This window comes from Bacillus sp. BF2-3 (assembly GCF_008368795.1).
GTDB classification, from domain to species: domain Bacteria; phylum Bacillota; class Bacilli; order Bacillales; family Bacillaceae_G; genus Bacillus_A; species Bacillus_A cereus.
This window is the reverse complement of sequence record NZ_QOSA01000023.1, coordinates 278,680-292,361: the sequence shown is the minus strand read 5'-3', so window position 1 is coordinate 292,361 and position 13,682 is coordinate 278,680. Positions and strand designations below refer to the sequence as shown.

Sequence of the window (13,682 nt, the reverse complement as noted above, 5' to 3'; positions counted from 1 at the left end):
AAGGGAATGATAGACGTGAGAGCGGAGCGATCACCTTTTATCAGGTGAACTATTATAGTCTTATTAAGACTGAGGTGAAATTCCGTGGATATTAAAGTAATACATAGTGTGAACAGGCCTTAAAAAACACGAAGTAGTATACTTAAAGATGGATATGGAATTGCTAAATAATTCAAAAAGAATAATGTAATATCAAGTAATAATTTGTACAAACAATATTAATGATCTTCGTAAAAAAGATGCGAGTGTATAGAACAATTACATATTTTATAACTTTTTTATATTACACGATGGTCGTTTATAAGTAGGAGGAAGAGATGTTGAAATATAGTAAATTAGCAATTGTAACTACATTATCAATGATTTTATTAGCCGGTTGTTTCGGTCCGAAACCAGAAGAAGAATTATATGTAGCGTTTGAAAACGCTGCTAAACAAGAAAAAACAATGTTTGAAGATGCAAAAAAACTTGAGACTTTAGAGAAAGAAGGACAAGAATTATATAACCAGATTGTTCAAGAAGGAAAAGATAATAATCAAACTGTTAAAGAAAAACTGAATCAAGCAGTGAAAAATACAACTGAACGAGAAAAAGTGCTTACAAAAGAAAAAGAAGTTTTAAATAAAGCGCAAGAAGAAGTGAAGTCAGCTGATAAGTATGTGAAGAAAATTGAAGATAAGAAATTGAAAGATCAAGCTGATAAAGTGAAAAGCACGTATGAGAAACGCCACGATTCATTTAATAAAATGTATGACAGCTATAACAAATCTTTAAAACAAGAAAAAGAGTTATATACAATGTTACAAGATAAAGGTACTAAATTAAAAGATATTAGTGAAAAAGTAAAAGTAGTAAATCAATCTTATAAGGATATTGAGTCAGAAAAAGATAAATTTAATGAATTTACAAAGTCTTATAATACAGAAAAAGTAGCTTTTTATAAACAAGCAAATATTAAAATTAAAGAAGAGAAAAAATAAAACAGTTTGGCCTACACTTGGCCAAACTGTTTTATTTTTTTGTATAAGTACGACTATACCATGGAACAGGCTCACTTAATTTTTTTTCTTGTTTTAATGCTTCAGGACCAATATAATCTTGAAGTGTTTTTTTTGCTACTGTTAAAGATAAGGTTGTTTTCGGATTTCGATAGGAGGATTCAAGATGACCAAGATGCGGTAGAATTCGAAAATCTTCTTTCGTAGGAGGGATGTGGAAAAAATAATCGCCTAAACGTATAAGGACATCAGATTGTTGTTGGCTAAAACGTGGGTTTCTAGAAAAATGCAATCCTTCTTTAATTGCTTTTTTTTCAGCAATCAAACGTTCTAAAGCTGTCTTTTTTAACCAGTATAAATATTTAGGATTAGTAGCTGCTTTAGCATGACGATTCACAACGAAAATAGATTGAGCTAGTCGATTAATAGAATGTTGGTTTTGTAATTGAGATTGTGGTTGTGAAGGTTTCATATTGAATCTCCTTTCAATTTTTCATTATTATACCATAAATAAAATAGGTATTTATTATACGCAAAAAGTGATTGTATATATTTTCAATATTAAAGCAATATTGTTACAAAAAACAACTATTTTGTATAATAGTAATAGAATATGTTTTTGAAATTTGATAATGAAAGAGTGAGAAGTTTGAAAGAAATATTAAAACAACAGTATGCCATTATAGATATTGGATCTAATACAATGCGTTTAGTTATTTATGAAAAGCAAAATGGAGGTTTTTATAAAGAGATTGAAAATACGAAAGTTGTTGCTAGGTTAAGGAATTACTTAATTGATGGTGTATTGAATGAAGAGGGAATAGAAGTATTATTACAGACATTATTTCAATTTCAAGAAAGTACAAGATTCCATCAGTTGCATCATGTACTTTGTGTTGCAACAGCAACAATTAGACAGTCGGAGAATCAAGAGGAAATTAAAAAGCTTGTTGAAGGACAAACGGACTTTACTCTTAGAGTATTATCAGAGTATGAGGAAGCGCGTTACGGATACCTGGCGGTTATGAATTCTACATCGTTTTCAGAAGGAATAACGGTAGATATTGGTGGGGGGAGTACGGAAGTTACATACTTTAGAAATAGAGAGATTTTAGAGTACCATAGTTTTCCTTTTGGGGCACTTTCTTTAAAGCAACAATTTATTAAAGGTGATATTCCTACTAAAGATGAGTTAGAGGGAATGCAACAGTATTTAGAGTTTCAATTTCGAACGTTACCATGGTTAATCAATAAGAAATTGCCTCTTATTGCAATTGGTGGTAGTGCTAGGAACTTAGTAAAAATCCATCAAAATTTAATATGTTATCCTATAGCAGGATTACATTTATACAAGATGAAAGAAGAAGATGTTGAAAGTGTAAAAGAGGAATTGGAAAAATTGTCGTTCATAGAACTTCAGAAATTGGAAGGATTAGCAAAAGATCGAGCAGATACGATTATTCCAGCGGTTGAAGTATTTCATACACTTGTTCATGTTATAGAGGCACCGGCATTTGTATTAAGTAGAAAAGGGTTAAGAGAAGGTGTTTTCTATGAAGAGTTGACAAAAGATTTGGGGATTTCATATTATCCGAACGTAGTTGAAGAAAGTTTGCATTTACTATCACATGAATACGAAATGGACATGGAATTTGTTATTCAACTTATTAAACATGGAAGACTAATTTGCAAACAACTTGAGGAAATAGGGCTTATTTCTATGTCAGTAAAAGACTGGGAAGTGTTCCATCAAGCTGCGAAAGTATTTAATATAGGCAAATATATAGACGAAGAAGCGAGCCGTTTACATACGTTTTATTTATTAGCGAATAAGACAATTGATGGCATGATGCATAAAGATCGAGTAAGGCTAGCGCTTATTGCATCGTATAAATCAAAAATGTTATTTAAACAACATTTATCTCCATTTGAAGGTTGGTTTGATAAAAGCGAACAAAAAAAAATCCGCCTGTTAGGAGCTGTTTTACAGTTTTCAGCTACTTTAAATGTAAGGCAACGATCGCTTATTGATACCATATCTATAACAGAAAGCGAAGAGGGATTAACGTTTAAAGTTTTATGTGAACAATCGGCATTAGCAGAAAAAGTACAAGCTGAAAAACAAAAAAAACAGTTAGAAAGAGTATTAAAAACGAATATTAATTTATTATTTGAACTAAAACATTAGGTTGTACGGATGTCTTTACGAAAAATTTACACTTTGTAATATTGTAATTTGATAAAATGAAATTAACTAAATTATAGTAAAAAAGTTTCAAGGGGAAGTGTGAAGAGAATGGAATTATTGAAGGGGAATGCAGTAAATTTAAATGATACAGCTTATTACAATAATCGAGAGTTAAGTTGGTTAGCATTTAATGAACGTGTCTTACAAGAAGCGCAAGATGCAAATAATCCACTTTTGGAAAGATTGAAATTTATTAGTATTTTTAGTTCGAATTTAGATGAATTTTTTATGGTACGTGTAGCGGGATTAAAGGATCAAGTGAGTGCTGGATTTAATCAACCAGAAAATAAAGCTGGCTTAACACCGAAAAAGCAATTAAATAAAATTGCGATAAAAGCCCATGCACTAATGACAGTACAATATGATACATTTAAAAATTATGTATTACCAGCGCTTGAGTTAGAGGGAATTGAACGTTTAACATTCAATGATTTGACGAAAGAGCAGCGAGAATTTATAGAAGAGTATTTTGACGAGCAAATTTTTCCGGTGTTAACTCCTGTAGCTATTGATGCATATCGCCCATTTCCAATGTTATTAAACAAAAGTTTGAATTTGGCTACTCTTTTATATGATGAGAAGCAAGCGGAAGAAGAAAACAGGACGAAGTTAGGGATTGTACAAGTTCCTTCATTACTTGAGCGCTTCATAATTTTACCGAGCGAAGGGCAAAAGCATAAATTTATTTTATTAGAAGACGTAATTAGTAGCTTTACTCATAAATTATTTACGGGATATACAGTATCATCTGTTACTCGTTTCCGTATTACACGCAATGCAGATTTAACGATTCATGAAGAAGGTGCGAGAGATTTATTAAAGGTAATTGAAAAAGAATTAAAAAAGCGTAAGTGGGGGGCTGCTGTACGTTTAGAAGTTGGGAAAGAACACATTGATGAAAGAGTATTAGCGTTATTATATGAGGTTCTGGAAGTAAAAGATGAAGATGTATATATAATGGATGGCCCATTAGATTTGACATGTTTGTTTTCTTTATATAAAAAACTAGCTCCTTTATATGAACATCTTGTATATCCAGCTCTTATTCCGCAACCGCCTCAAGATTTAGGTGATGAAGAAGATGTATTTGAAAAAGCAATTGAGCATGATATTTTATTACATCATCCTTTTGAATCATTTCAGCCGGTAGTTGATTTTGTCCGTGATGCGGCAGACGATCCGAATGTACTTGCGATTAAACAAACGTTATATCGTGTAAGTGGTGATTCACCGATTATTCAGGCGTTAAAGATAGCGGCTGAAAAGGGAAAACAAGTGACGGTATTAGTTGAATTAAAGGCAAGGTTTGATGAAGAAAACAATGTTCACTGGGCTAAAGAATTGGAACAGGCAGGCTGTCATGTTATTTACGGTGTCAGTCACTTGAAAACACATAGTAAAATTACGCTAGTTGTAAGGAGAAAAAACGGAAAAATCGAAAGATTCGTACATCTCGGAACTGGGAACTATAATGATGCAACAGCGAAGTTATATACTGATTTTGGATATATTACATCAAGAAAAGATTTTGGGGTCGATGCAACCAATTTCTTTAATTATTTAAGTGGTTATACAACAAAGCCACATTTTCATCATTTATCGGTTGCTCCATTTGATATAAGAGAGCAATTTATGGATTTAATAGATGAAGAAATCCGTTATCATAGGCAATATGGAAATGGATATATTATCGCTAAGATGAATTCATTAACAGATAAACCGTTAATAAAAAAAATGTACGAAGCATCACAAGCTGGAGTAAAGGTAGAGCTCATTGTTCGAGGAACATGTTGCCTACGACCTGGTATTCCAAATGTAAGTGAAAATATTCGTGTAGTTAGTGTTGTTGGAAGATATTTAGAACATAGCCGTATTTATTATTTCCATCATAATGGGGAGGAGAAAATATATTTATCTTCAGCTGATTTGATGACGCGAAATATGGAGAAGCGAGTGGAAATATCTTTCCCGATATTAGATATTGAAATGAAGGCACGAATTAAGGCGATTTTACAGCTTACATTAGCTGATAATGTGAAAACACGTGAACAAAATAAAGATGGTGATTACTATTATGTTATTAATGGTAGTACAGAAGAAATTGATAGCCAAGTGAAGTTGTTTAAGATGGCGTATCAAAATACAGACGCTGAATAATGAAAAAAAGTAAAAACCTCTTATGTCCATAAGAGGTTTTTACTTTTTTCTACTCATATGCTCCAAAAATAGAAGGATGAGTAGAAACAATAGTTTTATTATAAGCGTGTAATGAGATGGCTCGTTGAGAGAATAATATTTGAAAGAATCGTTACTTTAACCTAGTAATAGTATGGTTGCTGACATGGTCCACCGTAACAAGGATAAGGTGCTGGCGGCGGGAAAGGTGGTGGATAAGGTGGATAAAATGGTCGAGGGCCGAAAGCTAATGCTCCGCCGAGCAATCCACCAGCAATTCCAGCTAGAAAGGGAACGCCAAAAAACGGGAAGAAGCGTGAGTCGCCTACTGGACCAATAGGTGCTGAACGGACTGGAATTGGTTGATAATATGGATACATGAACATACCTCCTTTATTGGACTCACTTTTATCATATGGTAAACGAAACATGGATGAGCGCGTACAAGAAAGGATATGTAAGAAAATAGGCGAATTATTACGAATGTTGGAGTGTGAAAATTGTGATTTCAGGTTTTGACATGAAACGAAATGGGACACGTGTTCTTCCAAGACCTCGATTGACATAGAGAGTTAAATCTTGCATCGTATAGAAGCCTTCAATATAGTCTTTGGCGAGTGATGGTGTAATAATAGCACCTAAAAAAGGAATTTGTACTTGTCCGCCATGGCTATGACCAGAAAGTTGCAAGGTGATTGGATATTTGGAAATTTGCGGCGCGATATCTGGCTCGTGAACAAGAACGATGTTATAAGTATTTTGCCGTGCATGTTGTAATGTTTTCTCTATTTTTGGTTTGCCTAGTAGTATATCATCGAGACCGAAAATAGAAATTTCACTATTATCCATTAGACGAATTCTTTTTTCACTATTTAGCAATAGTTCAAATCCTGATTCACGCATGATGTGCTCATAGTATTCAGTTCCATATCCACCGTGATCATGGTTACCATAAATAGCGAATTTACCGAAGGGGGCTTGTATATTTTTTAAAATGGATGCGACAAAAGGAGTGTCAGTATACGTTTGATAATTATCAATGAGATCTCCGGTAAAAAGGACAATATCTGGATTTACAGCATTAATTTTAGAAACAACTTGAGATAAATGTTGAAGCGAGAAATAGTATCCGAGATGTAAATCGCTGAATTGAAGAATTTTCATACCATGAAAACTTTTTGGGATGAGTTGTGATTTTAATGTGTGCTGTGTAAAAGAAATGAAATGGGGTTCTATATATTTAGCATAGTAGTATCCGATGCCACTGGTTATAAATGAATAGAGACAAGTACGCATACCAATTTTCAAAAAATTTCTTCTTGTAATGTGCGTCATAAAAATATGAGTATACCTCAATGTTTTTATTCCATTTACAGGCTACTCAAATCTCCTTTCAGTTTATTTAAAAATATACTTTACATAATAAAAAATTAGTATAGATTACGAAAAAAAATGAATAAAAAGAAAGTTCTTTACATTAAAATATCAGAAAAGTTTAAAAATATAAAGATTTCTATTAAATAAAGTGATAAAATGAATGTGTATTCATTTTTGGAGGGGATGTATGTGAAAGAAAAGGTAGTTATTATAACAGGTGGATCGAGTGGAATGGGAAAAGGAATGGCGACTCGCTTTGCAAAAGAAGGGGCACGAGTTGTTATTACAGGACGTACAAAAGAAAAACTAGAGGAAACAAAGTTGGAAATTGAACAATTTCCAGGGCAAGTATTACCTGTACAAATGGATGTAAGAAATACGGATGACATTCAGAAAATGATTGAACAGATTGATGAGAAGTTTGGTCGAATTGATGTTTTAATAAATAATGCAGCTGGAAACTTTATTTGTCCAGCAGAAGATTTATCCGTGAATGGCTGGAATTCGGTCATTAATATTGTATTAAACGGTACATTTTACTGTAGCCATGCTGTCGGAAAATATTGGATTGAAAAAGGTATAAAAGGGAATATCATTAATATGGTAGCAACATATGCATGGGATGCAGGTCCAGGAGTTATTCATTCGGCTGCAGCGAAGGCAGGAGTATTAGCGATGACGAAGACGCTCGCTGTTGAGTGGGGACGTAAATATGGAATACGAGTTAACGCTATCGCTCCAGGACCAATTGAACGTACGGGCGGTGCTGATAAATTATGGATTTCAGAAGAAATGGCTAAGCGTACGATACAAAGTGTTCCGCTTGGAAGGCTGGGTACGCCAGAAGAAATCGCTGGTCTAGCTTATTATTTATGCTCAGATGAAGCTGCGTACATAAATGGAACTTGCATGACAATGGATGGAGGACAACATTTACATCAATATCCATTTTAAAAGGGATAAAAAAATGAATGTTTGATTCATTTTTTTAAGGTTAAATGTGACGGAATTGTGACATATGAAAGAAAAGTGTTTACAAGAGGTCATATATACGTTATATTTAAGACCTCTTTTTTCTTCATAGTAGAATTGCTAATTCCCCTTAGCATTTTACCCCTCTAATCCCTTCAGGAAAACTGAAGGGATTTTTTATTATTTTTCCGTAAATATCATGTTATAATTTTTGAAAAGTAAAGGGAGGGAAGCACGTTGATAGATGCATTAGATGTAATGAGTAACTTGGATAAAGTCCTTCCTTATTATCAAGCTATTTTTAGTGCTGATGAGCATACTGTAATTGGATATGAAGTAGTAGGACGTATTCAAACAGAAGAGGGCATACAAAGTTTAGCTTCTTTCTTTCACGATGATTCGATTCCAAGTGAATTTCAACTGGAAGCGGATAATATTATAGTAGAAAAAGCTTTAAATCGTTATTTAGAAAGCGATCAAAAATTATTATTATTTATACATCGGAATGCTAATGTATTAATGAATGATGATGATGAAAGCTTGCTTCAACTTTTATTGAGGTATGAAGAACAAGGTTTAAATTTAAAACAAATTGTTTTAGAGATTACAGAGCATGAATGTAAAGAAGATATAGAGCAATTTAATCATTTGCTTATGTATTATCGTACATATGGTATTCAAATTTCGATTAATAAAGTCGGAACGGGTACAAGTAATTTAGAGCGTATTAGCGTGTTAGCACCTGATATTTTAAAAGTAGATTTAACGAACTTAAGGCAAACAGCACTTTTACAGTCTTATCAAGATATTTTATATTCTTTATCATTACTTGCTAGAAGAATTGGTGCAACTTTATTATATGAAGAAATAGATGCTTTTTATCAACTGCAATATGCTTGGAAGAACGGCGGAAGATATTATCAAGGTAATTATTTAAAAGAATGTTTACCTGATTTTATTGAAACGAATGTTTTGAAAGAGCGACTAGGTAATGAATGTCATCAGTTTATTCAGCATGAAAAGAAGAAGTTACAAAAAATTTATAATTTAACAGAGATGTTACGCGATCGCATTGGCGATGTTTTATCAAAACAAAAAAAGAATGAAGATATAAATGATTGGTTATTACAATTTAGTCAAAGTGTATCACAGTGTAGTTTTCGTATATTTATTTGTAATGAAGATGGTTTCCAACAATCAGGAAATGTTATGAAAAAAGATGGAGAATGGATTGTGATGCCGGATTATTATATGAAGAACTGGAGCTGGCGCCCGTATTTTCTCGAGAATATAATGAAAATGCGTTTTGAGAATAAGGCGAGGCTTTCAGATTTATATGCAGATATTGAAACGGGAGAAATGGTACGAACATTTTCTTTCCCGATTGATGATGACAACTTTTTATTTATAGATTTATCTTATGAATATTTATATGAAGAAGATGTTTTATTTTAATGCACGAAGAGATTCGTGCATTTTTTGTTTGTTTTTATCATAAATTGGTAATAGTGAAAATGGTGATGAAAATGCTGTCTATCGTTGTAAAGATTTTACGAACGAAATCTGTCCTTTCTTTGCATAATCATTGTTACAATGAATACTACAAAGACAAGTTCTTTTAAAAGGAAGGTGAAAAAATGAGGAAATATGGAATATGGCTTGTTCTATTTGTATGTGTTGCCTTTCTAGTTGGTTATAGTGTTACGACTGTTTTAGGAAAAGAGGAAGTGGAAGTCGATCGGAAAGAAGTATTTACAACGATACAAAAAGGCTATGAAACCCAGTTTTCAATTCGTGGGAAGCATTTGCCGATGAATAAGATGATAGAGACGTTATCACCGTATTTTACAGATAATTTCCTTCAAGTATTTACAGATGAAAATAGCAGAAGTGATAAACAAAGTGGTGAATATTTACTTCCGGAAAAAGAAGCACCGTTTTCTTTTAATTCAGAAACGAAAATGTCGTATGATGAAGAACATAAAAATTTATATGTATATGAGCGGACAAAAAGTGGACAATATCAAATTGTAACATTGAAAAGGGATCAAGATAAATGGAAGTTAGCAGGATATCATGAAAGTCAGGAACTTTTAACTGAAATAAAAAGGTTGCAACAATTATAAAGTGAAACTTTTAATCAGTGGGTGGGAGTTTTACTACCTACAAATAGCGGGATAAGAATAGGAATAGGTATTTACCTATTCCTATTCTATATTGAGTAGTTGTTGTAACTTTTCAATTTGAAAACCTGCAACTACTTCGCCATCAATTACGACTGTTGGAGTTGAATAAGAATCATAGTCGTATAAAAGACGATTGCGAGCAGCAGCGTCTTTTTTTACGTCAAATTCTTCATATGCAACGTTATTATGCTTCAAAAATTCTTTTACAATAACACATGGCGGACAATCGGGTTGTGTATAAACCTCAATTTTTTTCATTGTAATTCCTCCTTTTTTTCTGTTTTTTATTATATTCTTCCAGTATAAAAACCGCAATAATGAAGGAGAAATATGTTCTTTCTGTTTTTTCCTTCGCATTTCGACAAATTTTTAGTTGAGTTTCTGGCCAATAACCTTTATCCTAGAGTGTGGAACATTTTTTCTGTTATGACGGATAGAATGAGTATAGCTGTAAAACCTATTGGTAGGAAGATCAGAGAAAGGAGAGATTTCATGTCTCTACTCCAAGGAATTTTAACTCGACTTGTTAGTCTACAAGAACAAGCTGAAAGCGGTGAAGTAGCACAACGCTATTTTGAAGTGAACGGTGAGCGCAAATGTAGCGTGAAATTTTTCGATAAAAGTGAAATGTATGAGTTAGAAGTGTATCAACAAGGTGAAAAACCTCAAGTATATCAATTCGATAATATCGACATGGTTGCAATTGAGATTTACGATATCATTTCTTGATACATATAAAAAAGGTACTGCCACATGGCAGTACCTTTTTTAGTTCTATTACTTTCTAGCATAATGTATAGAAGTTTTTTATTTTTCCTACAATGGTATTAAAATGAAAATTTAATCCGTGCAAGTTTGCTTATCCATGTGGATAATTAGTCCCGTCAACCGGGTGAATATGTGAAGCTAAACTTCTCACTATCGCTGGGTTTTGCAAATAGCGGGAGAAATATAACTAGGAGGTTATCGTATGGAACGTTTACCAGTTGTGATTTGTCCTAATTGTCAAAGTTCTGCTGAGATTATTCATGTATTAACGGCTCAATCTAATCAAAATGTAATTTATACGTGCCAAGTTTGTCACTTTGTAATTCGAAATATTGAAACGAATAAAGGATAGGAAGTTATAATTTTAGTTTTTGTCCCATACAATGAGAATACGAAAAGTCTGTCTAATTGAAAGGACGTGACTCTGTGGACGGTGCACATAAATTTTACAATGTTTCAGAGAGACATTTAAATTTTGATATGGTCTTTAACCGTATTTGTAGTTTCATTGAAAAGGATCCGCGAAATTTGTATCGATTATCCATTGGGACAGACTCGCAAGCGCATCAAAAGGATACGAGGTTTATTACAGCAATCCATATTCATCGTGTTGGAAAAGGTGCCTGGGGTTGTTTACACCATAGATCAGTAAAAGATAAGCCAGCGACCTTACGTGAGAAAATATATTTAGAAACGCAGTTTAGTCAAGAAATCGCATGTCTATTTACGCCTACTCATATACAAACAATATGGGAGTTATTGCATCCTTATGCTCAAGATGGGGCTGGATTCATAATGGAAATTCATTTAGACATTGGGAATGATGGCTTAACAAAAGAATTTATTTTAGATATGACAGAAAAAATTCGAGCGATGGGATTAACTGCAAAAATTAAGCCGGATGCTTATGCGGCGTTTAGCTATGCAAATCGATATACGAAATGATTTTTTTGTATGTGTACGATTGTTACATATCTTTTAATAAAAACTGAATATTACATCTATTAAATAGGTTGAATTTTTTATATAATAAGAGTAACGATGCGAGTGTAAGGAGAGGGGTATATGCAAAGGGAAGTTGTTTTAACGAAGGAAGAAGAAAGTTTACTACTAGATATTTTATTTCAGCAAAATTACGCAAGTGAAATTTTAGCTGTGGAACTTACAGATATTGAGAATGGTTTGAAACAGACCGATGTGATGCAATATAAAAAAATCACAAGGTTATTTTACAGATTAAAAAATAAAGGGTATTAAGCGCTACCGGAATGGTAGTCTTTTTTTTGTGCGGTATGCTAAAATAGCTGTGTGATTGTATTTTTATTGAAATAAATTTAGGACAAAATAATAATATGAAAACGCTGTCATAAAATGTGAATAGAGTTGTGAACATAAGCAGGAAAAAGGGAAAATGGGGGATGTAATATGATTAGTATTCCGAAAGACGAATTTCAACAAATTCTTGTGAAGGATTTAATGATTTCATCGGAAAAAGTAGCTCATGTCCAAATTGGAAATAGTTTAGAACATGCTTTACTCGTTCTTGTAAAATCTGGATATTCAGCGATACCTGTCTTAGATCCAATGTATAAACTACATGGTTTGATTAGTACTGCCATGATATTAGATGGTATGTTAGGATTAGAACGTATTGAGTTTGAAAGGCTCGATGATATGAAAGTAGAGCAGGTGATGAAAGAAGATATACCTGTTCTTAAATTAGACGATTCATTTGCAAAAGCTTTAGAAATGACAATTGATCATCCTTTTATTTGCGCTGTTAATGAAGAAGGCTATTTTGAGGGGATTTTAACACGTCGGGCTATTTTAAAATTGTTGAATAAGAAAGTAAGGCAACATAATCGATAAAGTGAAAAAAGTGACTTCATAGAAACGAAGAAGTCACTTTTTTTTCGTGCATATCACTTGTGTATGTATTATATTTAAAAAGACATAAAACATAAGGAAAGTTTGTGCTGGACAATTGTATTTTCTGAATGAAAGCATTCGGGTAAATTAAGGATGAAAAGCTTATTGAAATAAGGTGTATGGAAGCTAAGGAAAGAGGGAGAAAGTTGCAAATTGATGATTTTCAAATGATGGTTGTGTTAGCTCAGGAATCAAATATGAGAAAAGCGGCGGAACGTTTATTTGTTTCCCAACCTGCGCTGAGTCAACGATTACAATCTATGGAGAAACAATGGGGAATGAAGTTTTTTATTCGCTCACAAAAAGGATTGACAATTACACCTGAAGGGGAAAAAGTTGCAAATTATGCCAAAGAAATGTTGCAAAGGGAAGAAGATATAAAAAGTGAGCTGGCTGTTTTCAGAACGGAAACTCATGGAACGTTAAAAATAGCTGTTGCATCAGTTATTGGTCAATATTGGCTCCCTCCTGTTTTGAAAAAGTTTGTGCATAAATATCCTTCTGTAAAGATATCGCTGTTTACTGGATGGAGTAGTGAAGTGCAAAAGCAGTTTTATGAAGGAGACGTGCATGTTGCTATACTGAGGGGAACACAAGAATATAAAGGTCAGAAGCAACAATTATTTGAAGATGAACTGTATTTAGTTGATAAAGAAATAAAAGATATTTCGATGTTAAAAGAAACAAATAGGCCGTTCATTCAATTTAAAAGTGACTCGACTTATTATGGACAAATACAAAATTGGTGGTATGGTTTATTTTCTAATCCGCCTAAGCGAACGATTGTAGTTGACCAAATTGAAACATGTAAACAACTTGTTTTAAATGGTATAGGTTATGCCCTTTTACCTTCTACTGTTTTAAAGGAAGTACAGGAAAATATGTATAAAACACCTGTTCAACTGACGAGAGAAACATGGTTGTTAACAAGTGACTCGGCAAGGCAGTTGAAGCAAGTACAAGCATTTTTAGAAATTATAGAAGAAATTCAAAGGGGAAAATAAGATTATTATCTTGCTACTCGCTCTT

At 33.0% G+C, this 13,682-nt stretch carries 16 protein-coding genes; 12 read left to right on the top strand and 4 right to left on the bottom strand.

All coding sequences use genetic code 11. The features are described 5' to 3' along the window. The first annotated feature begins 317 nt into the window (after window positions 1–317). Complete coding sequence (locus DN401_RS18810) at window positions 318–980, top strand: YkyA family protein (RefSeq protein ID WP_000922498.1); 663 nt, start codon at window positions 318–320, stop codon at window positions 978–980. A 31-nt stretch (window positions 981–1,011) separates the two neighbouring features. Here the strand turns inward: DN401_RS18810 and DN401_RS18805 are convergent, their stop codons facing one another. Next, a complete protein-coding gene (locus DN401_RS18805; RefSeq protein WP_000804864.1) occupies window positions 1,012–1,470 on the bottom strand; it encodes a YkyB family protein in 459 nt (152 codons plus the stop codon). Between the two features lie 141 nt (window positions 1,471–1,611). Here DN401_RS18805 and DN401_RS18800 point away from each other — a divergent pair, with 141 nt between their 5' ends. Both DN401_RS18800 and DN401_RS18795 read left to right on the top strand, forming a co-directional pair. Continuing rightward, window positions 1,612–3,186, top strand: a complete 1,575-nt coding sequence (locus tag DN401_RS18800) for a Ppx/GppA family phosphatase (protein ID WP_002198132.1) — start codon at window positions 1,612–1,614, stop codon at window positions 3,184–3,186. Between the two features lie 108 nt (window positions 3,187–3,294). Next, a complete protein-coding gene (locus DN401_RS18795; RefSeq protein ID WP_000421680.1) occupies window positions 3,295–5,403 on the top strand; it encodes a polyphosphate kinase in 2,109 nt (702 codons plus the stop codon). Window positions 5,404–5,564: 161 nt separating this feature from the next. Here the strand turns inward: DN401_RS18795 and DN401_RS18790 are convergent, their stop codons facing one another. Together DN401_RS18790 and DN401_RS18785 are read right to left on the bottom strand one after the other, a co-directional pair. After that, entirely contained in the window at window positions 5,565–5,801 is a 237-nt protein-coding gene (locus DN401_RS18790) for a hypothetical protein (protein WP_000283738.1), read from the bottom strand. Between the two features lie 97 nt (window positions 5,802–5,898). Further along, on the bottom strand, window positions 5,899–6,756 hold the full coding sequence (locus tag DN401_RS18785; protein WP_002041742.1) for a metallophosphoesterase: 858 nt from the start codon (window positions 6,754–6,756) through the stop codon (window positions 5,899–5,901). 231 nt (window positions 6,757–6,987) lie between these two features. Between DN401_RS18785 and fadH the strand changes: the two genes are divergently transcribed. The 3 genes from fadH to DN401_RS18770 all read left to right on the top strand — a co-directional run bounded on the left by fadH (window position 6,988) and on the right by DN401_RS18770 (window position 9,896). Beyond that, entirely contained in the window at window positions 6,988–7,752 is a 765-nt protein-coding gene (fadH, locus tag DN401_RS18780; protein ID WP_000660913.1) for a 2,4-dienoyl-CoA reductase, read from the top strand. A 255-nt stretch (window positions 7,753–8,007) separates the two neighbouring features. Continuing rightward, a complete protein-coding gene (locus DN401_RS18775; RefSeq protein ID WP_000564306.1) occupies window positions 8,008–9,225 on the top strand; it encodes an EAL domain-containing protein in 1,218 nt (405 codons plus the stop codon). Window positions 9,226–9,407: 182 nt separating this feature from the next. After that, entirely contained in the window at window positions 9,408–9,896 is a 489-nt protein-coding gene (locus tag DN401_RS18770; RefSeq protein WP_001233806.1) for a DUF3993 domain-containing protein, read from the top strand. 81 nt (window positions 9,897–9,977) lie between these two features. Here DN401_RS18770 and DN401_RS18765 read toward each other — a convergent pair whose 3' ends face one another. Next, entirely contained in the window at window positions 9,978–10,214 is a 237-nt protein-coding gene (locus DN401_RS18765; RefSeq protein WP_000717875.1) for a glutaredoxin family protein, read from the bottom strand. 234 nt (window positions 10,215–10,448) lie between these two features. Between DN401_RS18765 and DN401_RS18760 the strand changes: the two genes are divergently transcribed. The 6 genes from DN401_RS18760 to DN401_RS18740 all read left to right on the top strand — a co-directional run bounded on the left by DN401_RS18760 (window position 10,449) and on the right by DN401_RS18740 (window position 13,657). Beyond that, complete coding sequence (locus DN401_RS18760; protein WP_000055151.1) at window positions 10,449–10,685, top strand: YkuJ family protein; 237 nt, start codon at window positions 10,449–10,451, stop codon at window positions 10,683–10,685. Window positions 10,686–10,926: 241 nt separating this feature from the next. Beyond that, complete coding sequence (locus tag DN401_RS29915; protein WP_000440540.1) at window positions 10,927–11,076, top strand: hypothetical protein; 150 nt, start codon at window positions 10,927–10,929, stop codon at window positions 11,074–11,076. 74 nt (window positions 11,077–11,150) lie between these two features. Then, a complete protein-coding gene (locus DN401_RS18755) occupies window positions 11,151–11,669 on the top strand; it encodes a ribonuclease H-like YkuK family protein (RefSeq protein WP_000348489.1) in 519 nt (172 codons plus the stop codon). A gap of 120 nt (window positions 11,670–11,789) precedes the next feature. Further along, window positions 11,790–11,981, top strand: coding sequence for an antirepressor AbbA (abbA, locus tag DN401_RS18750; RefSeq protein ID WP_001188692.1), 192 nt, complete (start codon window positions 11,790–11,792; stop codon window positions 11,979–11,981). Between the two features lie 168 nt (window positions 11,982–12,149). Then, window positions 12,150–12,593 carry a cyclic-di-AMP-binding protein CbpB gene (cbpB, locus tag DN401_RS18745; protein WP_000623579.1) on the top strand — a complete coding sequence of 148 codons (444 nt, stop codon included), beginning with the start codon at window positions 12,150–12,152 and terminating at the stop codon, window positions 12,591–12,593. A gap of 179 nt (window positions 12,594–12,772) precedes the next feature. Then, a complete protein-coding gene (locus DN401_RS18740; RefSeq protein WP_002026259.1) occupies window positions 12,773–13,657 on the top strand; it encodes a LysR family transcriptional regulator in 885 nt (294 codons plus the stop codon). Window positions 13,658–13,682 lie beyond the last annotated feature (25 nt).